This window comes from Mycoplana rhizolycopersici, from assembly GCF_013378445.1.
GTDB classification, from domain to species: domain Bacteria; phylum Pseudomonadota; class Alphaproteobacteria; order Rhizobiales; family Rhizobiaceae; genus Mycoplana; species Mycoplana rhizolycopersici.
The window spans coordinates 114,328-138,983 of the sequence record NZ_JABXYK010000012.1 but is presented as its reverse complement, the minus strand read 5'-3'; the positions used below and the strand labels follow the sequence as shown (position 1 = coordinate 138,983).

Genomic DNA, 24,656 nt, shown 5'->3' with positions numbered 1-24,656 from the left:
ACCCCGCAGCCATCCGGCATGCGGCAATCGCACTTGATGCTTTTCCGAAAGTTTCAGAGCTTCCAAAATCGAGACGGCAGGACATATCCCGGCAGCAAAGTACCACCGGAAGCAATATTAGTGAACAATGAAATACATTTCGGCGTGTGCCGCCGCCTGCTTCGCCTCACCTCTGATGCGGCCCGAGGCCGGATAAGGTGAAAAGGAGGCGCAGCGAAAACTGCGCCTCCGGCTGAAAGGCCCTGTGCTGTCGTCCGCCGGAACCGGCCTGGAGAGACGGATCAGACCTTAACCCAGGCCCCGTTCTTTTTCGAAGACTGCACGCAGGCGTCGACGAAGACCATGCCCTTCAGCCCGTCATCGACGGTCGGGTAGAGGACGGCCGGATCGACCTTTTGGCCGCTGCGCTTTGCGAAGATCGCACGGGCGGCTTCGGTGTAGATGTTGGCGAACCCTTCGAGATAGCCCTCCGGATGGCCGGAAGGGACGCGGCTGACGCGGGCGGCGGCGGCGCCTGCCCCGGCACCGTTGCGGGTGATGAGACGCTTCGGCTCGCCGAACGGCGTGTACCAGAGATAGTTCGGATCGGCCTGCACCCACTCGATGCCGCCCTTCGTCCCGTAGACGCGAACCTTCAGGCCGTTCTCGTGGCCGGGCGCCACCTGGCTGCACCAGAGCATGCCCTTGGCGCGCGCGCCGTCCTTCTCCTTGAAGCGCATCAGGACGTGCGCGTTGTCGTCGAGCTTGCGGCCCGGCACGAAGCTGTCGAGATCGGCGGAAAGCTCCTCCAGCTCCAGCCCCGAGACGAAGCAGCCGAGATTGTAGGCGTGCGTCCCGATGTCGCCGGTGGAGCCGCCGGCGCCGGAACGGGCCGGATCGGTGCGCCATTCGGCCTGCTTGGAGCCCGTCTGCTCGACGGCCTCCGTCAGCCAGTCCTGCGGATATTCCATCTGCACCAGCCGGATCGTGCCGAGCTCGCCATTGGCGACCATTTCGCGCGCCTGGCGGACCATCGGATAGCCGGTATAGTTGTGCGTCAGCACGAACAGCGCCTCGCTCTCCTCGGCGAGCTTCTTCAGCTTTCTTGCGTCGGAAAGCGTCGAGGTCAGCGGCTTGTCGCAGATGACGTGGATGCCGCGCTTGAGGAATTCCCGGGCCGCCTCGAAATGCACGTGGTTCGGCGTGACGATGGCGACGGCCTCGATGCCGTTCTTCAGCTTCGCCTCGCGGATCGCCATCTCCTTGAAACTGCCATAGCAGCGCTGCGGGTCAAGCCCGAGTTCGCGCCCCGATGCGACCGATTTCTCCGGCGTCGACGACAGGGCGCCGGCCACGAGTTCATATTGGTCGTCCAGGCGGGCGGCGATGCGGTGCACCGCGCCGATGAAGGCGCCGGCCCCGCCGCCCACCATGCCGAGCCGGATCCGCGGTTGACGTGCCTCGGTGCTGCTTCCTTCGATTGCCATGTGTGTCCTCCTGAAATGTGCGTTTCAAACCCCTCTGCCCTGCCGGGTACCCCCCACAAGGGGGAGAAGACTGTGGCAATGCCTCGCTCCACTATGCCGCAAAGGGGCGCGACCGGGTCGAACCCCTCCCCCTTGTGGGGAGGAGTTGGGGAGGGGTAACTAAATGCCGCGTCTAAATCCCCAGCATCCGCCGGTTGGCCGCCTCGTCGGTGCCGGCGCCGGCGAAATCGTCGAAGGCCTTTTCGGTGACGCGGATGATGTGGTGCTTGACGAACTCCGCACCCTCGCGCGCGCCGTCTTCGGGATGCTTCAGCGCACACTCCCATTCGACGACGGCCCAGCCGGCAAAGTCGTTTGCCGCCATCTTGGAGAACACCGCGCCGAAATCCACCTGGCCGTCGCCGAGCGAACGGAAGCGCCCGGCCCGGTTCACCCAGCCCTGGTAGCCGCCATACACGCCCTGCCGGCCGGTCGGGTTGAATTCCGCGTCCTTGACGTGGAACATCCGGATCCGGTCCTTGTAGATGTCAATGTTGTCGAGATAATCGAGGCACTGCAGCACGTAGTGCGAGGGATCGTAGAGCATGCAGGCGCGGGCATGGTTGCCGGTGCGCTCCAAAAACATCTCGTAGGTAATGCCGTCGTGAAGGTCCTCGCCGGGATGAATCTCGTAGCAGACATCGACGCCGCAATCATCGGCATGGTCGAGCAGCGGCTTCCACCGGCGGGCGAGTTCGTCGAAGGCGGTCTCCACGAGGCCGGCCGGACGCTGCGGCCAGGGATAGACGAACGGCCAGGCGAGCGCACCGGAGAAACTCGCCATCGCATTCAGCCCGAGGTTCTTCGAGGCCGTCAGCGCCAGCTTCACCTGTTCGACCGCCCACTCCTGCCGCGCCTTCGGATTGCCGCGCACCTCAGGAGCCGCAAAGCCGTCGAAGGCTTCGTCATAGGCGGGATGCACCGCCACGAGCTGGCCCTGCAGATGGGTGGAGAGCTCGGTGACCTCGACCCCGTTCTCGCGCGCCTTGCCGGCGAAATCATCGCAATAGGCCTTCGATTCGGCCGCCTTCTTCAGGTCGATCAGGCGGCCGTCCCAGCTTGGCACCTGCACGCCCTTGTAGCCGATGTCAGCCGCCCATTTGGTGATCGAATCCCAGGAATTAAACGGGGCCGCATCGCCGGCGAACTGTGCCAGGAACAGGGCCGGGCCCTTGATCGTCTTCATAGAGTCTTCCTCCCAACGCATGCGCAGCTCTGCGGCCGCGCTCCTCGAATATGCCGTCCCCGCGCGAAATTGCGCAAGCGGGACCGGACCTGCAACGTTGCAGCCGTGCCGGACGCTAGCGGGAATTGTACCGTGGGGCAACGTGGCACGGTCAGGCAAGGCTGAAAATTCCGGCATGCCAAAACCGCCGGACCAGGAACTGGCCCGGCGGGAACTGACGTTCCGATCAGAACGGCGAATCCGGGAAGTGGTAGTTCTTCGCGTTCTCAGGCGTGATCAGCGTGGCGTCCAGCGTGTAGGTGCCATGGACGGGAACGCTGTCGTAGATCGCAGCCGCCGTCAGTTCCATCGCGGTGCCGACCATCGACGGCGGGTAGAGCACGTTGACGGGGATCATCTTGTCGCCGTCCATGACCTTCTTGATCATGTCCTTGGAGCCTGCGCCGCCGATGACATACTTGATGTCGGTGCGGCCGGCCTGCTCGATCGCCTGCAGCACGCCGACGGCCATGTCGTCGTCCTGGCACCAGACCACGTCGATCTTCGGGTACTTGGTCAGGTAGTCCTGCATGACCTTGAAGGCGTCGTCGCGGTTCCAGTTGCCGAACTGGCGGTCGAGAACCTTGACGTTGGAGCCGGCGATGCCCTTGTCGAAGCCGTCCTGGCGCTGCTGGTCGATCGGGATCGGCAGGCCGCGGATGACGACGACTTCGGCGTCAGGCGTGTTTTCGGCGATGTACTTGCCCGCCACTTCACCGAGCGCCGGATTGTTGCCGGCCACGTACAGGTCGCGGACCGAGTTGTCATTGACGGACGGTGCGCGGTCGACGATCGACACGAACGTGCCCTTGCCCTTGACTTCCTTGATCGCGTTGACAAGCGGATCCGGATCGGTCGGCAGGATGACGAGCGCGTCGATACCCTGGATCTCGAGGTCCTGCACGGCGTTGGCCTGCGTTGCCGGATCGGGCGAAGTCTTGACGATGACGTTCAGGCCCGGATGCTCCTTCATCAGCAGCTCGGCGACGCGGTTGGCGTGGTAGACGACGCCGGCGGTCCAGCCGTGGTCGGCAGCCGGGATCGAGACGCCGATCGTCTTCGTTTCCTGGGCATGGGCAGTGCCCAACACCATCGTCGCGGCGACGGCGAGCCCCATCAGTCTCTTCTGCATGCTTTCTCCTCCCAAGGTGCGGGGGTCTGTCGATCAAGGAACGGGCTGCCCCCAGGAGCCCGGCCGGTTCACGATTTGCGCGTCAGCGAGCGCTGGACGAGCATCGCAATGATGATGATCGACCCCTGGATGGCGCCGATCAGGTATTCGCTGATGAAATTGGACAGCAGCATGATGTTGCCGACCAGTTCGAGGATGAAGGCGCCGCAGATCGTGCCCCACACCCGGCCGGCACCCCCCTTCAGCGCCGTGCCGCCGACGACGACGGCCGTGATCGCCTGCAGCTCCCAGAGAATGCCGGTCGTGGCCGAGGTCGAGCCGAGACGCGGCACGTAGAGCAGGACGGCGACGGCAACGCACAGGCCCTGGATGACAAAGGCGATCGTGCGCACGCGGTCGACGGCGACGCCGGAATAGCGGGCCACCTCGCGGCTGGATCCCACGGCGACCACATGGCGGCCATAGCGCGTGCGGTAGAGCACAAAGGCGGCAATCGCGGTGACGAGGAGGATGACGAGGATCGGCACCGGCACGCCGAGGACGGTGCCGAAATAGGCCGGCCGGTACATCGCCTGCAGATCGGGCGAGTTCAGCGTGATCGCACCGCCCTGCGACAGCCAGGTGGTCAGGCCACGGTAGATGCCCATGGTGCCGAGCGTGGCAATGAAAGGCTCGATCCGCCCGACCGTGGTGATCAGGCCGTTTGCGAGGCCGCAGGCGCTGCCGATGACGACGGCCAGCACCATCGCCGCAACCAGCATCAGCGACGGGTCGGCGATCGCGCCGGAGTTCATGAACAGGATCATCAGGCTCGCCACGAAGGCGACCATGGAGCCGACCGAAAGATCGAGATCGCCGGACGAGATCACGAAGGTGGCGCCGACGGCGATGATGGCGATGAAGGCACTGCGGGTGGCGACATTGGCCAGGTTGGTCAGGCCGATGAAGTTCGGATTGACGAGCGCGCCGATGATGAGCAGCAGGACGAGCGCCGCAAAGGGAGCAACGGCCCTCAGGTCGACATCCCGCCAGGTGCGCCGCCGCGGCACGCGCTCCTCGATTTCGCTGTTGGTGCTCATTTCCACTTGAACCCTCCCGATGGGACCTTTGCGGCCCTTCCATCCTTGATGCCATGGGCGCGAATGCGCCTGTTCTCAGCCCGCCGTCTGGCGCCGCAGCCCGGCCGCGTAGCGCATGATCATCTGCTCGGAGATCTCCTCGCCCTCGAGCATGCCGACCAGATGCCCCTCCCGCATCACCGCAACCCGCGTGCACAGGCCGATCACCTCCGGCAGTTCGGAGGAGACGACGATGATGGAGCGCCCCTCGCGGGCGAGCGCTGCGATGAAGTGATAGATCTGCTGCTTCGTGCCGACGTCGATGCCGCGCGTCGGCTCGTCGATGATGACGATCTGCGGCTCGGTCTCCATGATCTTGGCGAGAAGCAGCTTCTGCTGATTGCCGCCGGACATGCGCCCGACCCGGACACGATCGTCGCGCACGCGGATATCGAAGCGGCGCTTGGCGCGCGCCATCGCCTTGGCCTCGCTCGACGGATCGAGATAGCCGTGCCGGACATGCTGGCCGATCGACTGGAGGGTGAGGTTCGACGTCATGCCCTCGTCGAGCAGGAGCCCGCGGCCCTTGCGGTCCTTGGTCATGTAGGCGAGCCCGCGCGCGGTCGCCTCGCGGAAATCATGCGCAGGCAGCGCGTTGCCCCGGATTTCAACGTCGCCGGCAGTGCGCAAACGCAGCCCCGCAATCGCTTCCATCAGTTCCGTGCGGCCCGAACCGATCAGGCCGGAGAAGCCGAGCACCTCGCCCTTGCGCAGATCGAAGCTGACGTCGCGCACATAGCCGGTGGAGAGGCCGCGCACCGAAAGCACGATCTGCTCGTCGACGTTCGGCTCGTGCTTGGAGGGGTAGAGGCTCGACAGTTCGCGGCCGACCATCAGCTGGGCGATCGCCTCGCCGTCGAGCAGCGAGGTCGGGGCGGTCTTGATCCATTGGCCGTCGCGCAGCACGGTGACCCGGTCGCTGATCTCCATCACCTCGTCCAGCTTGTGCGACACGAAGACGAAGCTCGTCCCCTTCGCCTTCAGCTTGCGCACCTGGCCGAAAAGCACGTCCGTTTCCTCGCGCGACAGCACCGCGGTCGGCTCGTCCATGAAAATCACGCGCGCCTCGCGGCTGATCGCCTTGGCGATCTCCACCATCTGCTTGTCGGCGACCGCGAGCGAACTGATCAGCGCGTTCTCGTCGACATGCGATCCCAGCATGTCGAGCACGCGGCGCGTCTCCGCCCGCATCGCCCTGCGGTCCAGAACGCCGAACCGGCAGATCTCGCGGCCGAGAAACAGGCTTTCGGTGACGGTCAGATGTTCGGCAAGGTTGAATTCCTGGTGGATCATGACGATGCCGAGCGCTTCGGCCGCACTGTTGGCCGGCAGCGACACCGGTTCGCCGTCGAGCAGGATGCGTCCCGAGGTCGGAACCTCGAAGCCGGACAGGATCTTGATGAAGGTGGACTTGCCGGCACCGTTCTCGCCGACGAGCGCATGAACCTCGCCGGGCAAGACGTCGAGCTCGACGCTGAACAGCACCTGCACCTCGCCGAACGCCTTCGATATACGCTCGGCCGCGAGCACCGGCACGCGTGCCCCGTCCCCTGCTGTCACCATGATTCCCTCCCCGTGGCTCCCACCACTTGACGCACTGTGTAAACCTTTACACAGATGATGTAAAGGTTTACATTGCATCGCATCTGGGGATTTTGGGGACGCCGCCCGCTTTCGCAGGCGCAACTTTGCCTTTAGGGTGCGCCCGATTCCCCTCCAATGGCAATCGGTACCCGTGTCGACCCAAGCGCCAGCCACGATCGAAGATGTTGCCCGCCTTGCGGAAGTGTCCATTGCGACCGTGAGCCGCGCAATTCACAATCCCGAGAAGGTCGCCAAATCCACCCGCCAGCGCGTCAATCAGGCGATCGCGATCACCGGCTACACGACAAACGCCATGGCGCGCTCCCTGCGCATGGGCCGTTCCAACATGATCCTGGTACTGGCCCCCGATATCGGCGACCCCAATTTCTCATCAATCCTGATCGGGCTGGAGAACGAGGCGCGCGCGCACGGCTACGGCGTGCTCATCGGCCATACCCAGAACGACCCCGAACGCGGCCTCGAATATCTGAAGTTCCTGAATTCAAACCAGGCCGACGGACTGCTGCTGTTCACCGGCCACGAGCCCTTCGGCCATCAGGAGATGACGCAGCGCCTGCCGCCGACGGTTGCCGTGTTCGAGCCCGTCTTCGGCAGCAGGGTTCCCTATGTCGGTGTCGACGACACGGCCGGCGCCCGCAAGGCCGCCGAATACCTGCTGGCGTCCGGCCATCGCTCGATCGCCTTCATCGGCGACAGCAAGACGCGGCTCGGCCATCTGCGCCGCCGCAAGGGTTACGACCTCGCCCTAGACGCCGCCCGCATCGCCCCGGCACAGCGGCTGGTGGTCGATGGCGAGGGGACGATCGAAAGCGGGCGGCTCGCGGTGGAGCAGCTGTTCATGCGCGACACGCTGCCGACCGCCTTCATGTGCGTCAATGACGCCACCGCCATCGGCGTGATGAACGGCCTCGCCGCGCGCGGCTACGATCTTCCGCGCGATTTCTCCGTGATCGGCTTCGACGACGTGCCGCAAGCCACCTACATGACGCCGGCGCTCACCACCGTTCGCCAGCCCCGCTCTGCGATCGGCAGGCAGGCGATGGCGCTGTTGCTGGAAAACCTGACGCAACCGCTGACCGAACAGCGCGAGGTGCTGATCATGCCCGATCTCGTGGTGCGCGGCTCGGTCACCATGCCGGGCAAGCGCTGATTTAGGCGAAAGACAATGGTGGCAGGGGCGGAACGCCGTGTCCCGCCCCCCTTGCACACCTATCGCCTGATTGCCCTGGCGACGGCAATGAGGATGCAGGCGCCGATGAAGCCGGCGATCATGTAGCCGAGCCAGCCCCCAAGGGACACGCCGACCAGGCTAAGGATGAGATTGGCGACGAAGGCGCCGACGATCCCCAAGACAATGTTCATGAGCACGCCCATGTCGGACTTCATGAATCTCTCGGCGAGCCAGCCGGCGATCCCCCCGATGATGATGGCTGCGATCCAGCCGATGCCTGCGTTTTCCATTGTGCCCTCCTGGCTTGCACTGCCTTCATGAGAGTAGGGCGGTCGGCTTGCCGTTCAACTCTGGGCAGCACAGATATCGCGAGACGGTGGCGCGACACCGGGTTCCCGGCCCCCAAGCGACGAAAACGACGGCGATGCAGCCGCGGCGCTGTCGCGCCGCGGCAGTTCATGTCCTTTGTGGCGCCTCAGACGTAGCGGTTGACCACGTTCTCCAGATATTCCTGGCGACCGGACTTCGGCTCGGGATTGACGTTCTCGCGCTCCACCCGTGCGGCGATCTCTTCCAGCGAAGTGCCGCCGGAAAGCATCTTCTTCGCCTCGGCACCGTTCCAGCCGGCATAGCGCTCGTCGAGCGGCTTCGACAGGGCCTTGTCCTCCAGCATCTTCGCCGCCGCCTTCAGGCCGCGGGCGCAGCAATCCATGCCGCCGATGTGGCCGATCAGCAGGTCTTCCGGATCGATCGACTGGCGGCGCAGCTTGGCGTCGAAATTGGTGCCGCCGGTCGTGAAGCCGCCACCGGCAAGCACCTGGTAGAATGCCAGCGCCATTTCCGGCACGTTGTTGGGGAACTGGTCGGTATCCCAGCCGGACTGGTAGTCGTTCCGGTTCATGTCGATCGAGCCGAAGATGCCGAGCGCGTTCGCCAATGCCAGTTCATGCTCGAAGGAGTGGTTGGCGAGGATCGCATGGCCCTGCTCGATGTTGACCTTGACCTCGTTCTCCAGCCCGTACTTCTTCAGGAAGCCGTAGACGGTGGCGACGTCGAAATCGTACTGGTGCTTGGTCGGCTCCTGCGGCTTCGGCTCGATCAGGATTGCGCCCTTGAAGCCGATCTTGTGCTTGTACTCGACCACGAGGTTGACGAAACGGCCGAGCTGGTCGAGTTCGCGACCGATATCGGTGTTGAGCAGCGTCTCGTAACCCTCGCGCCCGCCCCACAGCACGTAGTTCTGCCCGCCGAGGCGCTGCGTCGCGTCGATGCAGGTCTTCACCGTCGCAGCACCAAAGGCGAAGACATCCGGATCCGGGTTGGTGGCGGCACCACCCATGTAGCGGCGGTTCGAGAACAGGTTGGCCGTGCCCCACAGCAGGTTGACGCCGGTCTCGGCCTGCTTCTTTTCGAAGTAGTCGACGATCTCGTTGAGGTTCTTCGTGTTCTCGGCGAACGTCTTGCCCTCGGGGCGGACGTCGGCGTCGTGGAAGCAGTAGAACGGCACGTCGAGAAGCTGGAAGAACTCGAACGCGACGTCGGCCTTCAGCTTCGCAGCCTTCATTGAATCGTCGAACCACGGGCGCAGGAAGGTCTGCCCGCCGAAGGGGTCACCGCCCGGCCAGACGAAGGTGTGCCAGTAGGCGACGGCGAAGCGCAGATGGTCTTCCATCCGCTTGCCGAGCACCACCTCGTCCTTGTTGTAGTGGCGGAAGGCGAGCGGATTGGTGCTGTCGGGGCCCTCGTACTTGATCTTGCCGATATCGCCGAAAAATCCGGTGCTCATGGGTATTTCCTCCTTGGATGAATGATTTGCTCGTTGGGTATCCGCCCCTCATCCGCCTGCCGGCAGAGGGTCAGGGTGAGGGGCCGGCAGTCAGTTCACGGCATCGCGGATCGCCGGATAGAGCCGGCGATAGCGGCCATAGGCCCCCTCATAGGCAGCGGTCAGCGCGGAAACCGGCTCGATCGTCTCCGCCGTCACGGGCGCCGTGCAGACGGAAACGGGGTCGGCCCCTGTCGCCGCGATCAGGCCGAGCCGTGCGGCGCCGAAGGCCGCGCCGAAATCACCGTCGGCCGGGACATCCACCGGCAGCGACAGAGCGGTTGCGATCGACTGCAGCCAGTAGCGCGAACGCGAGCCGCCGCCGATCGCGGTGACGCGCGTCAGCGTCGTGCCGGCGAGCCGGAGGGCCTCCAGACTGTCGCGGATCGCAAAGGAGACGCCTTCGAGCACGGCCTGCGTCAGCACCGCGCGGTCGCTCTCGTGGCCGAGGCCGACGAAGGCCCCCCGGATGGACGCGTCGTTGTGCGGCGTGCGCTCGCCGGAGAGGTAGGGAAGGAAGGTGACGCCCGTCGGCGCCTTCAGCGATCCGCCGAGTGCCGCCGTCAGCTCGGCGGCGCGAACGCCCGTGACGCGCGAATGCCAGTTCAGCGCATCCGTTGCCGACAGGATCACGCCCATCTGGTGCCAGGTGTCCGGCAGCGCGTGGCAGAAGGCGTGAACGGCGCTTTCCGGGTTCGGCAGGTAGCTCCCGTTTGCGGCAAAAAGCACGCCCGAGGTGCCGAGCGACACGAAGGCGGCACCGTCGCTGACCGTGCCCATGCCGCAGGCGGACGCCGCATTGTCCCCCGCCCCGCCGGCAACGACGACGCCGTCGCCGAGGCCCCAGCGGGCGGCGAGTTCCGCGCGCAGCGTTCCGGCACTCTCCGTCCCCTCGACGAGGCGCGGCATCTGCCGCTCCTCAAGGTCGGTCGCCGAAAGAAGTTCGGCTGACCAGGTTCGCGCACCGGTATCGAGCCATGAGGTGCCGGCCGAATCCGACATTTCCGACAGGTGTTCGCCGGTCAGCCAGAGGCGCAGATAGTCCTTCGGCAACAGAACCCAGCGGACTTTCGCAAAGATTTCCGGCTCGTTGTTCTTCACCCAGGCGAGTTTCGGCGCGGTGAAGCCGGGGAAGACGATGTTGCCGGTGATCGCGCGGAAGCGCGGATCGGCGTCCAGCGCGGCCGCCTCGCCGTGGCTGCGGGTGTCGTTCCACAGGATGCAGGGGCGCAACACGCTATCGGAAGCATCGAGCAGGGTCGCGCCGTGCATCTGCCCCGAAAGGCCGATGCCGCGCACGGCGGCGAGTTCGGCCGGATGCAACGCCCTCAGCGCGTCGACCGCTTCGGTGGCCGCGGCAATCCAGTCGGCGGGGTCCTGCTCCGACCAGCCGGGGTGCGGGCGCGAAACCTCCAGCGCGCCGCTCGCCGAGCCGACGATCCGCTGGTCGGCGTCCATCAGCATCGCCTTGACGCCCGACGTGCCGAGATCGATTCCGAGATACATGGGCTCCTCCTAGCCTTCGCCTGCCCGCGCCGTGCCCGTCTCCGGATCCGGCGGCGGCAGGTTCTCCCTGATGAAGATGTCGATTCTGATGCGCTCCTGCGCGGCGACGGGCTTCACCCCGTCGGCCTTGGCGCGCAGCACGCGGATGGCGCTGCGCACCTCGTGACCGGCGTCCTGATGCAGCACGGCGTCGACGATGCCGCTTTCGAGCCCCGCCCGCGTCGGTGGTGTCAATTCGTGCGCGATGACGCAAAGTCCGGGGCGTCCGGCTGCCTCGAGGGCTGCGACAAGGCCGGCATTGCCGGCGCCGAGGCTGTAGATGCCGGCAAGCCCGGGAAATTTGGCGAGGTAGCGCGAGACAAGCGCCCGCGCACGAACCGGATCATCCTGCCCCTCCAGCACGTCGAGAACATGTCGGCCGCGACCCGCATCGGCCATCACCGCGCGGAAGCCGGAAAGGCGCTCGCTGTGGTCGCGCACCAGCATCGAGCCCGCGAGGACGGCGACCGGCCCCTCCCTGTCGCCCAGGAAACGGGCCATCAGCGAACCGGCCGTGCGGCCGGCGGCAACGTTGTCGACCCCGCAGAAATGGTCGCGCTTTGAAGATGCAAGGTCGGACACCAGCGTCACGAAGGCGACGCCTTGCTCAAGCGCGCGGTCGATCGCCTCAACGACTTCGGGCGCATCGACGGCGACGGCGGCAATGCCCGCCGCCCCGTCTTCAACCGCCGTATCGATCGCCGCTGCCAGCGCCATCGCGTCGAAGGGCGGCACGTTGACGACGGAGATGCTGGTACGATCGAAGGTGACGCGGTCCACCTGCCGGACCTCGGCCTCAAGCCCGCGCATGAACGGGTTTTCGCCCTGGGGAATGATGAAGACCAAGGGATAGATCCGCCCCTTGGCAAGGTTGGCGGCCGCCACGTCGCGGACGTAACCGAGGCGTTCGATCGCGGCCTCGACCTTGGCGCGCGTGACCGCACGCACGCCGGGCCGGGCGTTGAGCACCCGGTCCACCGTCGCAAGGCTGACGCCCGCGCTGGCGGCGATGTCGTGAACCGTCGGTCGCATGATTTCCTCCGCGGCGACCATTAGCGGCTTTTTTGATGTACGTAAATCAAAAAATGCCCGGAGGTATGCGGAGACGGTCCTGCCACCCGTTTCAGCCGGTCAACGGCTTGCTGAAGGCATGGGTGAAGACGACGTCGCCGCGGTCGCCGTAGGCCCTTCCCAGCGCCACCTCGAACAGGCGGTCCCGCACCCGGGCGACGGCGAAGCCGCCCATGTAGGAGGCGACCGGCTTGACGAGGTCGAGCCCTTCGGCGCGGTAGATCATCGGCGTCGGATGTTCGTGGCCGTGGAAGATGGCGACGACATTGTATCCCGCGATGGTCGCAAGCAGCGCCTTCCGGTCGTCCTCGCTCCACCAGTGGGCCGCGCCGGCGCCGTGATCGTCGAAGGTGTGGGCTTCGGGATCCCATTTTTCGAGCGAGAACGGATCCCATCCGTAGTGCTGAAACAGCACGATCGGGCGGCCGTCCGCGGCATAGGTCGCAAGGTCGTCCTTCAGCCAGGCAAGCCCGCTGATCGCGTTTTTCGTCTGGTCGCCGCCGAAGCGCTGCAACTGCACCAGATGCAAACCGCCCCAGTCCCAGGAGTAATTGTCGGAGGCGACGTGGAAGTTCGTCACCGGCACCGGTGGCTTGTAGAAGACCGAGGTGCGGTGGTTCATCTCGACGTAGTCGCGCATCTCCCTTCGATAGAAATCGACATGCGGCGGCACGCCGTCCTGATCGAGATCGTGGTTTCCAAGGCCGGCATAGACCGGAAAGCGGAGTTGCCCCGGGGCCGAGCCCTGACGGTAGCGGTTGGCAAACTGCTGCAACTGCCAGCCCTCGCCCGGCAGCTTCAGCTGCCCGCCACCGTCATCCGTCATGTCGCCGCCCATGACGACGCCGAGCGGCCGGCCGATCGGCTCGCCGCCGCTTGCAAGGCCGGTCGGCACGCCGTCGATCGTGTGCGGCCAGTCCTTGTTCTCCAGCGCGTTGAGCGCGCGCACGTGGCGGACGAGGTTGGCGTCGGTCTTGCCTTCCGCCTCGCAATTGGGGCTCAGCGCAGCCGCTGTGACCAGGCAGGCATGCACATCGGCCGCGAAGATGAAGGTCGCATCGACTTTCGGCCTGGCGGGTTGGGTGTCGGCCTGCGTCTGGCTTTGCGCCTGGGCCCGGCCGGGCACGCCGCGCAAGAGGCCGGCCACGCCGAGACCGGCAGCCGTGCAAAGGAGGGTGCGGCGCAAGAAAAGAGGTCGTCGATAAGATGCCATGCCTTCACCGGATCGTCATGCTCGCGGCAGGCATCCTACCCGAAGCCGCGCGCAGGTACAGTCCCGCGCGCCGGCAAGCATCAATGGCCGCCGCCGCCACCGCCGGCCTTTGCCTGTGGTTTCTTGATCAGCACCACGCAGAAAAGCATGCCGGCAAACAGCACCGTCAGGAACATGAACACGTCGCTGAAGGCCATGATCATCGCCTCGCGCTGCACCAGTCCGACCAGTTGCTTGATCGCTGCGGTCGCGCCGTCCAGCCCGTGCGCAGTGTAGTTGGCCGCCATGTCGCTCATCCGCTCAACGGCTTCCGGATTGCCCCAGTTGACGTGCTCGCGCAGGCGCATGTAGTGCACGTCCTGGCGCGTCGTCAAAAGCAGGTTGATGATCGCAAGGCCAACGGCGCCGCCGAGGTTTCGGGTCAGGTTGTAGAGGCCCGACGCATTGCGCACGCGGGCCGGCGGCAGGGTACCGAGCGCGATATTGTTGATCGGAACCATGCAGAGCATCAGGCCGACACCGCGCAGGATCTGCGGGATGAGCAGTTCGTAGAAATCCCAGTCCGCGGTCAGCCCGGTCATGATGTAGGTGCCGGCGCCGAAGGAGAGGAAGCCGATCGACATCATCACGCGCGGATCGAGCTTGTTGGACAGGATGCCGGCGACGGGCGCGGTGAAGAACATCGCCAGCCCCGAAACGAACATCGTCTCGCCGATCATCAGCGAATCGTAGCCGCGAATGCGGCCGAGATAGACCGGGTAGAGATAGGTCAGTCCGTAGAGGCCTATGCCCATGATGAAGGAGAACATCGAGCCGAACGCGAAGTTTCGGTCGGCGAACGCCCTGAGATCGACCACCGGGAATTCCACCCGGAAGGCCCGGAAAAAGAACACCGCCGCCCCGATCGCGCAGGCGATGGCGCCCATGACGATGTGGTCGTCGTTGAACCAGTCGTTGGCGTTGCCCTCCTCCAGCACATATTCCAGCGAACCCAGGAACACGGCCATCGCCGCCAGGCCCATCCAGTCGAACTTCTTCAAGAGCGACATCTCGGGCTTGTCGAAATCGATGAAGTTCCATGCGACCACGGTCACGATGATGCCGGGAATGACGTTGATCAGAAACAGCCAGTGCCAGGAAAAGGCATGGCTGAGATAGCCGCCGACGGTCGGGCCGATGGTGGGGGCGAGCGTTGCGATGAGGCCGATGATCGGGTTCACCACGCTGCGCTTCGAGGGCGGGAAGATCGTGAACGCCGCGGCAAACACCGACGGGATCATGCCGCCGCCGATGAAGCCCTGCAGGGCACGGTAGACGATCATCTGTTCGATGTTCGTTGCCGTGGCGCACAGGATGCTGGCAAGCGTGAAGCCGGCAGCGGAAAAGGCGAAGAGGTAGCGCGTCGAGACGATCCGGGCGAGCGTGCCCGACAGCGGGATCATGATCACTTCCGCGATCAGATAGGCCGTCTGGACCCAGGCGATCTCGTCCGAGCCGGCGCTGAGGCCCGCCTGGATTTCGGCAAGCGACGCCGACACCACCTGGATGTCCAGGATCGCCATGAACATGCCGAGCACCATGGCGATGAAGGCGATCATCTTCCGCGGGTCCATGGTGTCGGCTGCCGGGGCCGCTGCCGCTACGCCCTTGCCCGGTAGTGTGGTGGTGGCAGACATGCCATGCTCCGCTGGCGCATGATCGCTACAGCACCCGCAAGGGCGCCGAAGAGGCGGATGCGCCTTTTCAACACTTCAGTTTCGACCTGCGCGACCGATGGGCGGCGCGGCTGATGGTAGAATGCTGCACGCCCAAGCGGGCGCGCAGCATTCACTTTGCCGCAACGGTGCCTGCCTCGGGAGCCGTGCGGGTATCGACGTCGACGACGACGCTCAGGCCGGCCCGAAGGCGGCCGCTGTCGAGCGCATCCTGCGGCAGCGCGATGCGCACCGGCACGCGCTGGATGATCTTGGTGAAGTTGCCGGTCGCATTTTCCGGCGGCAGCAGCGAGAACACCGAGCCGGAGGCCGGCGCGATCGACTCCACGGTCGCCTGGATCGGATGGTCGTCATAGGCGTCCACGTGGACGTTGACCTTCGAACCGGGAACCAGGTGCGCGATCTGCGTCTCCTTGAAGTTGGCGTCGATGTAGAGCTCGCGCGTCGGCACCAGCGCCATCAGCCGCTGGCCGGGCGAAACGAGATCGCCGACCTGGACGGAACGGTTGCCGACGACGCCGTCATAAGGCGCCTTCAGGACGGTGAAGCCGAGGTCGCGCGCGGCCTTGTCGCGCTGCAGTTCGAGCGTACGGATCGTACCCTCGGTCTCCTTGTACTGGGCTTCCAGCAGCGCGATGTTCGCCCTGGCTGAGACGATCGTCGCCTCGCCGCCCGCCAGATTGGCCTTCGCCTGATCGAGCGCAACATTGGCGCTGTCAAGTTCGGCGGTCGTTCCGACCGACTTCGACTGCAGCGTGCTGGCGCGGCCCTGGTTGATCTCGGCGCCGCGAACGGACGCCTGAAGCGCGGCCCTCTGCGCTTCCGCCTGGGTGAGCGAGGCCTTGGCGCCGTCGATCTGCGCGTCGATGCGGCCAAGCGACAGCTTGGCGGTCGCGATCTGCGCGTTGGCCTGGTCGAGCGCGTTGCGATAGTCGCCGTCGTCCAGCGTCACGAGCACGTCGCCCGCCTTGACCTGCTGGTTGGCCGACACATTGACCTTGGCAACGTAGCCCGTCACCTTCGGCGAGATCGTCGCAATGTCTCCCTGGACATAGGCGTCGTCGGTCGACACCATGAAGCGGCCGTTCGTCCACCATTCATAGCCATAGACGGCACCGCCGGCGAGCAGCGCAAGCAACAGCACCGGCAGGACAAAGCGCTTGCCGCCGGACTTGGCAGGCGGCGCGGCCTCAGGTGCGGCGGGCGCCTGCGGCACAGGCTCGGCCTTGGCCGGCTGCGGCGCTTCTGCGGCCGGCTGAACGTCTACCGCCTCGGGGACGAAATCATCGTCGACGGGGCGGACTTTGGCTTTGCTGGAACTCTTCGAGACCGACATCGGAATACCCGGCAGCTTTGGGGAAAGAAACAAATATCGAATTGAACTGAACCGTTCGGTTCGATTTGACATAGTCCTATTTCTGCTTCATATCAAGATCAAATCGAACCGAGCGGTTCGAAAAGTGCAGCAAGGAGGCTTCATAGATAACGCGATGGAAACGGACGTAACGAAAGTTTGTCACGAGGATTGCGCTACGCCGCCTGCCGGACGTCGCGTCGCCGGGGAGGACCCGGTCAAGCGTGAGCAAATTCTCGACGGCGCCAAGCGCGTTTTCATGGAACAGGGCTTCGACGCGGCGAGCATGAACGATATCACCCGTGCCGCCGGCGTCTCGAAGGGCACCATCTATGTCTACTTCGAGAATAAGGAAGACCTCTTCGCCGAACTAATCCAGCGCGAGCGCTACCGGATCACCGAATCCGCCCGGCATGCGCTCGATGCGGACGTATCCGTCCGGGAAGCGCTGCGCAGCTTCGGCATCCTCTTTGCCACGCATCTGACGTCGGAATACACGATCAAGGCGATGCGGATGGTCATTTCCGTCAACCAGCGCATGCCGAACCTTGCCTGCACCTTCCTGTCCGCAACGCCAATGAACCCGGTTTCGGTCCTCAAGGGCTATCTCGAACGCCAGGTCGCCAAGGGGACGCTCGTGATCGACGACCCGGAACTGGCGGCCCGGCAGTTTCTCGAGCTCGCGACCGTCGGCTTTTTCAAATACCGCCTCTTCGGCACGATGGACGCGCCGCCGCCGCAATCGGAGATCGAGCGTGTCGTCGATGGCGGCATCCGTGTCTTCCTTGCCGCCTATGATGGGCACGGCGCGCGGGCATAGGCTTCGACGGCCGAACGGCCGCCGCCGCACTCGACCGGTCCGAGGTCCGCAAACGGATCGCCCGCGCGGAACTGACCGTTCATGTGGAATTTGCGTCCGTCCGCCGGCCGACGTCTTGCAACCCCCCGGGTTCTCCATACATATCAACGTCATTCGACGCCCGAACCCCGAGAGGAAGATACCGGATGGATAGCATCCTGGCCCTGATGCAGAGCCCAGAAGCGTGGATCGCCCTTTTGACGCTGATCGTCATGGAAGTGGTCCTTGGCATCGACAACCTGATCTTCATCTCCATCCTCACCAACAAGCTTCCCCCCGACCAGCGCGAAACCGCACGCCGCGTCGGCATCGGCCTTGCGCTCGTCATGCGCCTGGCGTTGCTCGGAACCGTCGCCTGGATCGTCAGGCTCACCACGCCCGTGTTCGAGGTCTTCGGGCACGGCTTTTCATGGAAGGACATGATCCTGATCGCCGGCGGCCTCTTCCTGGTGTGGAAGGCGACGAAGGAAATCCATCACAACGTCGACCCGGCCGACCACGACGAGGATTTCATCGCCTCGACGGCAAACGCCTCCTTCGGCGCTGCGATCGGCCAGATCCTGCTGCTGGACCTCGTATTCTCGGTCGACAGCATCATCACCGCCGTCGGCATGACCCCGCACCTGCCGATCATGGTCGTGGCCGTGGTCGTGGCAGTCACCGTCATGCTGGTCGCGGCCACTCCGCTGGCGAACTTCATCGAGAAGAACCCGACCATCGTCATGCTGGCGCTGGCATTCCTCTTGATGATCGGCACGACGCTGATCGCCGAGGGCATGGGCTTCCACGTTCCCAAGGGCTACATCTATGCGGCGATGGCGTTCTCCGCACTGGTGGAAATCCTGAACACGCTTTCACGCAATGCGAGGCTGAAAGCGAAGACGGAAAAGCGCAGTATGCACTGACGGCCACGAGCCGTGCCGCAGCAAATGCGAATGCACGGAAAAATGGCCGGCGAGACGATGCTCGCCGGCCTTTCAGTCTACGGGAAGCAGAAGGCGCAGGCCGAACGGGTAAGAAGCTCGACTGCCGTTTCGTTGGCCACAGGAAGAAACCGGAAAAATTCCCGTGTTCTCCATGCCCGTCGTGTCCGGTTGACACGGCCACGCCTCCTGACACCACAATGACCATCGCTAAAAATGGTTCCGGAACCAATTCTAGCGAAGCGAATTCCTGTCCCGCCGACGCCCCGCGCCGGCAAGCCCGGGGGCCATAATGTCGACACCGCAAATCTTGTCGTTCGCGATCATTCTTGCGATGATGGCGGCGTTCGTCTGGGGCAGACTGCGCTACGACGTCGTGGCCTGCCTTGCGCTGCTGATAGCCATCGCCGCCGGCATCGTCCCCTTCGACAAGGCGTTTTCCGGCTTCAGCGACGATATCGTCATCATCGTCGGCAGCGCTCTTGTGGTCAGCGCCGCCGTGGCGCGATCGGGCATCATCAACCGGGCAGTCCAACGCTTCTTCCCGAACATGTCCGCCTTCATGCCGCAGATGGTGCTCTTGCTGGTCGCCGTCGCTGTCATGTCCGCCTTCATCAAGAACATCGGCGCGCTCGCCATCATGATGCCGATGGCCTTCCAGTTCTCGCGCCGATCCGGAGTGCCGGTTTCGCGCTATCTGATGCCCATGGCCTTCGCTGCCCTGCTCGGCGGACTGATGACGCAGATCGGCACCTCGCCGAACATCGTCGTCTCCCGCATGCGACAGGAGATTACGGGCGAGAGCTTCACCATGTTCGACTTCACCCCGGTCGGCGGCATCCTGACGGTGGCCGGCATCTTTTTCCTGCTCGCCCTTCACAAGCTCGTGCCGGTGCGCACCAATCAGAACCCGTCGCTGGACGAGGCGCTCGAACTCGGCACCTACTCGTCCGACGCAACGGTGACGAACGGTTCCGGCGCAGTCGGAAAATCGTTGAACGCGTTGCTCAAGCCCGGCCATGGCGACATCGCCGCGACCGCGATCATTCGCGACGGCCGTCGCATGGCGCCGCTGCCCGACATCACGGTCAAGGCGGGCGACACGCTTCTTCTCGAGGGAACGCCGACGGCGCTCGACCAGGTGACGGAGGCCGCCGGCCTCAAGCTGTCCGGCAAGCCTATGCAGCAGGCGCCCGCCGCAGGCGAGGACATCGCCGCCGTCGAAGTGGTGGTCTCGACGGATTCCCGTCTTGCCGGCCTTTCCGCCCGCAGGCTTGCCCTGTTTCACAGCTACGGCATCAACCTGCTGGCCGTGAACCGGCAAGGAAAGCGCATTTCCGAGCGGCTGAGCGAGGTGACGCTCGCGCCCGGCGACATGCTGATGGTACAGGGCGGCATGAAGACGCTGCCGTCAACGCTGCAGGAACTGGGCCTGCTGCCGCTGGCGCAAAGGCAGATCCTGCTCGGCACCAAAAGGCGCGCCTACGTGCCGCTCCTCGTGCTAGCCGCAGCAATGATCGCAAGCGCGACCGGCGCGATCCCGGTCGCCACCGCCTTCTTCGCCGCCGCAGTCGCCATGCTCTTGCTGCGCGTCATCCCGCTGGCAGATGCCTACCGCGCCGTCGACGGGCCGATCCTCGTCATGCTGGCAGCGCTCATCCCCGTCGCCGATACGCTGCGCTCGACGGGAGGAAGCGAACTGATCGCCGGTTGGCTCGGCAGCGTCGCCTCGGGCCTGCCGACCTACGGGGCGCTGGCGATGATCCTGCTGACGGCGATGGCCGTCACGCCGTTCCTGAACAATGCCGCGACGGTTCTGGTCATGGCGCCGATCGCCGTCAGCTTCGCCTCCGCCCTCGACTACCGGCCGGAAGCATTTCTGATGGCGGTCGCGATCGGCGCCGGCTGCGACTTCCTCACCCCGATCGGGCACCAGTGCAACACCCTCGTTATGGGGCCGGGCGGCTACCGGTTCAGCGACTATCCGCGCCTGGGCCTGCCCCTGTCCCTGATGATCGTCCTCGTCAGCGTCCCGGCGCTGCTCTATGTCTGGCCGGTGAACTAAGCGCCTCGCGGTACCTGACGGCTGGAACAGAGGCGAAGCGAGTGCGCCCCTTGACGCGCCGGGGCGAATGTGGTCTCACCCCAGCCCAAACGGAAAGCTTCATTCCGGCCGCAAAATCGGCGGAAAACCGGGCTTTCCCTCCCTAAAAGCATGAGCCGATCACGCGGAAATCCCTCCGCGGGACGGCATCACAGCATTTCGACCGGGCCGAAAACATGAGCACTTCCACGACGAACGCCCCCGTACGCGTCCGCATCGCACCCTCCCCCACCGGCGAACCCCATGTCGGCACCGCCTATATCGCGCTGTTCAACTACCTCTTCGCCAAGAAGCACAATGGCACCTTCATCCTGCGCATCGAGGACACCGATGCGACCCGCTCGACGCCGGAGTTTGAGACCAAGGTGCTGGACGCGCTGAAATGGTGCGGGCTGGAATGGTCGGAAGGTCCGGATATCGGCGGCCCCTATGGCCCGTATCGCCAGTCCGACCGCAAGGACATGTACCAGCCCTACGCGCAGCAACTGCTGGACAAGGGCCATGCCTTCCGCTGCTTCTGCACGCCCGAGCGGCTTGAGCAGATGCGCAACGCCCAGCGTGCCGAGGGCAAGCAGCCGAAGTATGACGGCCTTTGCCTCCACCTGTCGGCCGAGGAAGTGACCGCCAAGATGGCGGCGGGCGAAAACTCGGTCGTCCGCCTGAAGATCCCGACAGAGGGGTCGTGCGACTTCACAGACGGTGTCTATGGCGACGTCTCGATCCCTTGGGATTCGGTGGACATGCAGGTCCTGATCAAGGGCGACGGCATGCCGACCTACCACATGGCAAACGTCATCGACGACCACCTGATGAAGATCACCCATGTGGCGCGCGGCGAGGAATGGCTGGCGTCGGTGCCGAAGCACATCCTGCTCTACCGCTATTTCGGCTGGGACGAGCCCGTCTTCATGCATCTTTCCCTGATGCGCAACGCCGACAAGTCTAAGCTGTCGAAACGCAAGAACCCGACCTCGATCTCCTACTACTCCGCACTCGGCTACATGCCGGAAGCGCTGATGAACTTCCTCGGCCTGTTCTTCATCCAGATCGCCGAAGGCGAGGAACTGATGACGATGCAGGAGCTGTCGGAAAAGTTCGATCCCGACAACCTGTCGAAGTCGGGTGCCATCTTCGACATCCAGAAGCTCGACTGGCTGAACGGCCGCTGGCTCCGCGAGAAGCTCTCGGAAGAGGAATTTGCCGCGCGCGTGCTGACCTGGGCGATGGAGAACGATCGCCTGAAGGAGGGCCTGAAGCTTTCCCAGTCGCGCATTACCAAGCTCGGCGAACTGCCCGACCTTGCCGGCTTCCTGCTGAAATCCGACCTCGGACTGGAGCCATCGGCCTTCGCCAAGGTGAAGTCGACGCCGGAAGAGATCCTGGAGATCCTCGAGACGGTCCAGCCGGATCTCGAAAAGATCTTCGAATGGAACGTCGAAACCATCGAGGCGGAACTGCGCGCGATCGCCGACCGCATGGGCAAGAAGCTCAAGGTGGTGCTGGCGCCGCTGTTCGTCGCCGTGTCCGGCTCGTCGCGCTCGCTGCCGCTCTTCGATTCGATGGCCATCCTCGGCCGTTCCGTCGTCCGCCAGCGCCTGAAGGTCGCCGCCAAGGTGGTGGCTTCCATGGTCGGAAGCGGGAAGTAAGGATATTCGCGACGCGCTCCCTCCCCCATGTGGGGAGGGACAGGCCGAGCCAGCCGCACCGGCAAACAGAACAACCAGCCCCAAAAGGCGAAACGATGACCGATACCAAGACCGAAACCGCCCTCTCCTCCGACGCCGCCGAAGTGCGCCGCCAGAAGCTCGACCTGCTGCGCGAGCAGATCGGCGACGTCTATCCGGCACATTTCCATCGCACGATCACCAATGCGGATCTGGCTGCGAAATACGAGAACCTGGAGCCGGACACCGAGACCCAGGACGTCGTCACCGTTGCCGGCCGGGTCTATTCCTCGCGCAATTCCGGCATGTTCATGGACATCCATGACGCGTCGGGCAAGATCCAGATCTTCAGCCACAAGGACGTGACGCCGGAAGAAGCCCGCAACATGCTGTCGATGATCGACATCGGCGACATCATCGGCGTGACCGGCACGGTGCGCCGCACCAAGCGCGGTGAGCTGTCGATCAATGCCCGCGAAATCACGATGCTGACCAAGTCGCTGCTGCCGATGCCGGAAAAGTGGCACGGCGTCTCCGACATCGAGATCCGCTACCGCAAGCGCCACCTCGACATCATGACGAACGAGGAATCCAAGCTGCGCTTCCAGCAGCGCTCGAAGATCATCTCCGGCATCCGCCGCTTCATGGAGAACGACGGCTTCATGGAAGTCGAGACGCCGATGCTGCACTCCGTCTATGGCGGTGCCACGGCCGAACCGTTCAAGACGCACCACAACACGCTGAAGCTCGACATGTTCCTGCGTATCGCGCCGGAACTGTACCTGAAGCGCACGCTGGTTTCGGGCCTTTCCGACAAGGTGTTCGAGATCAACCGCAACTTCCGCAATGAGGGCGTGTCGACCCGGCACAATCCCGAATTCACGATGATGGAGTGCTACTGGGCCTATGCCGACTACGAGGACATCATGGACCTCGTGGAACGCCTCTTCGCCGAACTTGCGGTAAAGATCCACGGCTCGACGGAATTCGCCTACGGCGACAAGGAAATCTCCTTCAAGGGTCCGTTCAAGCGCGTGCCGATGCCCGACGCCGTGAAGGAAGTAACCGGCATCGACTTCCTCGCGATCAAGACCGACGAGGAAGCCCGCGCCGCCGCCAAGGCCGCCGGCTTTGCAGTCGAGAAGGACTGGACCTGGGGCGAATGCCTCGCCTTCATCTTCGAGGAGAAGGTCGAGCCGACGCTGATCCAGCCGAGCCACGTCACCCATTTCCCGAAGGACATCTCGCCCTTCGCCAAGGAAGTGCCGGGCGAGCCGCGTCTCGTGGAACGCTTCGAGACCTACTGCAACACCTGGGAACTCGGCAACGCGTTCTCCGAGCTGAACGATCCGGTCGAGCAGCGCGCCCGCATGGTCGAGCAGCTCGAACAGGCACATGCGCGCGGCGAGAAGGAAAAGCAGCTGGACGACGAGTTCCTCGACGCCATCGATCAGGGCATGCCGCCGGCCGGCGGTCTCGGCATCGGCGTCGATCGGCTGATCATGCTTTTGACCAACGCGCCCTCGATCCGCGACGTCATTCTCTTCCCCGCCCGCCGGGCGAAGGCGGACTGACCGAGCCTCACGGACGAGAAACTTTCATGAAGCCCCGCCTCGTGCGGGGCTTTTCGTTCGTGCTTGGTGGGGCTCTGGTTCAATGCCGCACGCAACCGTTCACGACGCGGCAAGCGGCGCCTGATCCGGCAGAATTGCTTCATCTGAAAGCAAAAGACGTCAGTGGCCCGTGGCGGCCGCGTGTTCCTGCGGTGCGGTTTCGCTTTCCGCCTGCGTTGCTGCCGTAGCATGGCCGCCACCGCCTTCGCCATGGTTTTCGGCGACCGCGGTTCCGTCGGGATCGTTCGGATCGAGACAGTCGGCCTTGTCCGTCATCGCTGTGACGATGGTCTTGATCTCCGCGAGGCTCAAGGCCTTTCGCTCGCCGTAGAATTCACCGTTTTCGGCGGCCGCTCCATCGACGACGCTTGCCTCGAACGGTGCAGTCATGCCCGAAATCTTGCCCGGCTCGCGGCTGAACAGCACTTCCGCGCCGATCGCCCGACCGCGCATGTCGGCCCTGAGCGAGGGACCGGCCTCGTCGAGGAGCACCACCTGATAGAGATCCGCCTCTTCCTTGTTGGAGAGCGCGGCTGCCACACGAAGCGCGGTCTTGATGCGCACGTCTCCGTCCTCGGCTGTCGAGCGGATATAGTGGCGGATCCATGCCTGCCCGTCGCGCTTCTGCCGCAGGGTCATCACCGTGGTGCAGGCCACGCCGGAAACACGCTCTTCCGACGGCCCCAGGATCGCTTCGCGCCCGACGAAAACCGCCACAGCACCCGATGCGCCTGTCAGGACGACGACGCCCGCGACAAGGACCAGCACCTTCTTCGGCAATTGCAGCTTGGAGAGAAATTTCACCGGGACGCACTACTCTTGGACGTGAAAGTTGCCGCCCCGAACGTACGTGCGGGAACTGCAGTCACCGTATTTCTGCGGCCGTTTCCGAAAACTTAAGAGACGGCAGAACGCGCGGGCCGAGCAGGATTCCCTCTGGCGATGGTTAATAAAGTCCCTCCGCGCGGATAGGTGAGGCGACAAATTTGCGAATGATTTGCAATTGCATTGACA

The 24,656-nt window shown here is 64.5% G+C and carries 19 protein-coding genes; 6 read left to right on the top strand and 13 right to left on the bottom strand.

Annotated elements, in window-relative coordinates; genetic code table 11:
- Nucleotides 1–281: 281 nt before the first annotated feature.
- From HV823_RS18945 to HV823_RS18925, 5 genes are all read right to left on the bottom strand, one after another.
- Nucleotides 282–1,466 carry a Gfo/Idh/MocA family protein gene (locus HV823_RS18945; RefSeq protein WP_176951306.1) on the bottom strand — a complete coding sequence of 395 codons (1,185 nt, stop codon included), beginning with the start codon at nucleotides 1,464–1,466 and terminating at the stop codon, nucleotides 282–284.
- 172 nt (nucleotides 1,467–1,638) lie between these two features.
- Nucleotides 1,639–2,691, bottom strand: coding sequence for a sugar phosphate isomerase/epimerase family protein (locus HV823_RS18940; protein WP_176951305.1), 1,053 nt, complete (start codon nucleotides 2,689–2,691; stop codon nucleotides 1,639–1,641).
- Between the two features lie 226 nt (nucleotides 2,692–2,917).
- Nucleotides 2,918–3,862, bottom strand: coding sequence for a substrate-binding domain-containing protein (locus HV823_RS18935; RefSeq protein WP_176951304.1), 945 nt, complete (start codon nucleotides 3,860–3,862; stop codon nucleotides 2,918–2,920).
- A gap of 68 nt (nucleotides 3,863–3,930) precedes the next feature.
- Nucleotides 3,931–4,941 carry an ABC transporter permease gene (locus tag HV823_RS18930; protein ID WP_176951303.1) on the bottom strand — a complete coding sequence of 337 codons (1,011 nt, stop codon included), beginning with the start codon at nucleotides 4,939–4,941 and terminating at the stop codon, nucleotides 3,931–3,933.
- Between the two features lie 75 nt (nucleotides 4,942–5,016).
- A complete protein-coding gene (locus HV823_RS18925) occupies nucleotides 5,017–6,543 on the bottom strand; it encodes a sugar ABC transporter ATP-binding protein (protein ID WP_176951302.1) in 1,527 nt (508 codons plus the stop codon).
- Nucleotides 6,544–6,715: 172 nt separating this feature from the next.
- Here HV823_RS18925 and HV823_RS18920 point away from each other — a divergent pair, with 172 nt between their 5' ends.
- A complete protein-coding gene (locus HV823_RS18920; protein ID WP_176951301.1) occupies nucleotides 6,716–7,735 on the top strand; it encodes a substrate-binding domain-containing protein in 1,020 nt (339 codons plus the stop codon).
- Between the two features lie 59 nt (nucleotides 7,736–7,794).
- On the opposite strand, the gene HV823_RS18915 is transcribed toward HV823_RS18920, so the two are convergent.
- The 7 genes from HV823_RS18915 to HV823_RS18885 all read right to left on the bottom strand — a co-directional run bounded on the left by HV823_RS18915 (nucleotide 7,795) and on the right by HV823_RS18885 (nucleotide 16,461).
- Complete coding sequence (locus HV823_RS18915; RefSeq protein WP_176951300.1) at nucleotides 7,795–8,046, bottom strand: GlsB/YeaQ/YmgE family stress response membrane protein; 252 nt, start codon at nucleotides 8,044–8,046, stop codon at nucleotides 7,795–7,797.
- A 185-nt stretch (nucleotides 8,047–8,231) separates the two neighbouring features.
- On the bottom strand, nucleotides 8,232–9,542 hold the full coding sequence (xylA, locus tag HV823_RS18910) for a xylose isomerase (RefSeq protein ID WP_176951299.1): 1,311 nt from the start codon (nucleotides 9,540–9,542) through the stop codon (nucleotides 8,232–8,234).
- Nucleotides 9,543–9,632: 90 nt separating this feature from the next.
- Nucleotides 9,633–11,087, bottom strand: a complete 1,455-nt coding sequence (gene xylB, locus HV823_RS18905; RefSeq protein ID WP_176951298.1) for a xylulokinase — start codon at nucleotides 11,085–11,087, stop codon at nucleotides 9,633–9,635.
- A gap of 9 nt (nucleotides 11,088–11,096) precedes the next feature.
- The gene (locus HV823_RS18900; protein WP_176951297.1) at nucleotides 11,097–12,158 is read right to left on the bottom strand and encodes a LacI family DNA-binding transcriptional regulator; all 1,062 of its coding nucleotides are present in this window, start codon (nucleotides 12,156–12,158) and stop codon (nucleotides 11,097–11,099) included.
- 91 nt (nucleotides 12,159–12,249) lie between these two features.
- On the bottom strand, nucleotides 12,250–13,410 hold the full coding sequence (locus HV823_RS18895; RefSeq protein ID WP_176951296.1) for a metallophosphoesterase: 1,161 nt from the start codon (nucleotides 13,408–13,410) through the stop codon (nucleotides 12,250–12,252).
- A gap of 80 nt (nucleotides 13,411–13,490) precedes the next feature.
- Entirely contained in the window at nucleotides 13,491–15,086 is a 1,596-nt protein-coding gene (locus HV823_RS18890; protein ID WP_176951295.1) for a DHA2 family efflux MFS transporter permease subunit, read from the bottom strand.
- Between the two features lie 151 nt (nucleotides 15,087–15,237).
- On the bottom strand, nucleotides 15,238–16,461 hold the full coding sequence (locus HV823_RS18885; protein ID WP_176951294.1) for an HlyD family secretion protein: 1,224 nt from the start codon (nucleotides 16,459–16,461) through the stop codon (nucleotides 15,238–15,240).
- Nucleotides 16,462–16,615: 154 nt separating this feature from the next.
- Between HV823_RS18885 and HV823_RS18880 the strand changes: the two genes are divergently transcribed.
- The 5 genes from HV823_RS18880 to lysS all read left to right on the top strand — a co-directional run bounded on the left by HV823_RS18880 (nucleotide 16,616) and on the right by lysS (nucleotide 23,603).
- On the top strand, nucleotides 16,616–17,299 hold the full coding sequence (locus HV823_RS18880) for a TetR/AcrR family transcriptional regulator (RefSeq protein ID WP_176951293.1): 684 nt from the start codon (nucleotides 16,616–16,618) through the stop codon (nucleotides 17,297–17,299).
- Between the two features lie 185 nt (nucleotides 17,300–17,484).
- A complete protein-coding gene (locus tag HV823_RS18875) occupies nucleotides 17,485–18,243 on the top strand; it encodes a TerC family protein (RefSeq protein WP_176951292.1) in 759 nt (252 codons plus the stop codon).
- A gap of 310 nt (nucleotides 18,244–18,553) precedes the next feature.
- Nucleotides 18,554–20,326, top strand: coding sequence for an SLC13 family permease (locus HV823_RS18870; RefSeq protein ID WP_176951291.1), 1,773 nt, complete (start codon nucleotides 18,554–18,556; stop codon nucleotides 20,324–20,326).
- 215 nt (nucleotides 20,327–20,541) lie between these two features.
- On the top strand, nucleotides 20,542–22,011 hold the full coding sequence (gene gltX / locus HV823_RS18865; RefSeq protein WP_176951290.1) for a glutamate--tRNA ligase: 1,470 nt from the start codon (nucleotides 20,542–20,544) through the stop codon (nucleotides 22,009–22,011).
- Nucleotides 22,012–22,106: 95 nt separating this feature from the next.
- Nucleotides 22,107–23,603 (top strand): lysine--tRNA ligase, encoded by a 1,497-nt coding sequence (lysS, locus tag HV823_RS18860; RefSeq protein WP_176951289.1) that lies wholly within the window; start codon nucleotides 22,107–22,109, stop codon nucleotides 23,601–23,603.
- 159 nt (nucleotides 23,604–23,762) lie between these two features.
- Here lysS and HV823_RS18855 read toward each other — a convergent pair whose 3' ends face one another.
- The gene (locus HV823_RS18855) at nucleotides 23,763–24,446 is read right to left on the bottom strand and encodes a hypothetical protein (RefSeq protein ID WP_176951288.1); all 684 of its coding nucleotides are present in this window, start codon (nucleotides 24,444–24,446) and stop codon (nucleotides 23,763–23,765) included.
- Nucleotides 24,447–24,656: the final 210 nt, after the last annotated feature.

Coding starts and splice junctions, on each gene's coding strand:
- HV823_RS18880 (WP_176951293.1), top strand. CDS start 16,616: ATGGAAACGGACGTAACGAAAGTTTGTCACGAGGATTGCGCTACGCCG.
- HV823_RS18945 (WP_176951306.1), bottom strand. CDS start 1,466: ATGGCAATCGAAGGAAGCAGCACCGAGGCACGTCAACCGCGGATCCGG.
- HV823_RS18900 (WP_176951297.1), bottom strand. CDS start 12,158: ATGCGACCGACGGTTCACGACATCGCCGCCAGCGCGGGCGTCAGCCTT.
- HV823_RS18915 (WP_176951300.1), bottom strand. CDS start 8,046: ATGGAAAACGCAGGCATCGGCTGGATCGCAGCCATCATCATCGGGGGG.
- HV823_RS18885 (WP_176951294.1), bottom strand. CDS start 16,461: ATGTCGGTCTCGAAGAGTTCCAGCAAAGCCAAAGTCCGCCCCGTCGAC.
- HV823_RS18925 (WP_176951302.1), bottom strand. CDS start 6,543: ATGGTGACAGCAGGGGACGGGGCACGCGTGCCGGTGCTCGCGGCCGAG.
- HV823_RS18935 (WP_176951304.1), bottom strand. CDS start 3,862: ATGCAGAAGAGACTGATGGGGCTCGCCGTCGCCGCGACGATGGTGTTG.
- HV823_RS18870 (WP_176951291.1), top strand. CDS start 18,554: ATGTCGACACCGCAAATCTTGTCGTTCGCGATCATTCTTGCGATGATG.
- HV823_RS18940 (WP_176951305.1), bottom strand. CDS start 2,691: ATGAAGACGATCAAGGGCCCGGCCCTGTTCCTGGCACAGTTCGCCGGC.
- HV823_RS18890 (WP_176951295.1), bottom strand. CDS start 15,086: ATGTCTGCCACCACCACACTACCGGGCAAGGGCGTAGCGGCAGCGGCC.
- xylB (WP_176951298.1), bottom strand. CDS start 11,087: ATGTATCTCGGAATCGATCTCGGCACGTCGGGCGTCAAGGCGATGCTG.
- HV823_RS18895 (WP_176951296.1), bottom strand. CDS start 13,410: ATGGCATCTTATCGACGACCTCTTTTCTTGCGCCGCACCCTCCTTTGC.
- lysS (WP_176951289.1), top strand. CDS start 22,107: ATGACCGATACCAAGACCGAAACCGCCCTCTCCTCCGACGCCGCCGAA.
- HV823_RS18930 (WP_176951303.1), bottom strand. CDS start 4,941: ATGAGCACCAACAGCGAAATCGAGGAGCGCGTGCCGCGGCGGCGCACC.
- HV823_RS18875 (WP_176951292.1), top strand. CDS start 17,485: ATGGATAGCATCCTGGCCCTGATGCAGAGCCCAGAAGCGTGGATCGCC.
- gltX (WP_176951290.1), top strand. CDS start 20,542: ATGAGCACTTCCACGACGAACGCCCCCGTACGCGTCCGCATCGCACCC.
- xylA (WP_176951299.1), bottom strand. CDS start 9,542: ATGAGCACCGGATTTTTCGGCGATATCGGCAAGATCAAGTACGAGGGC.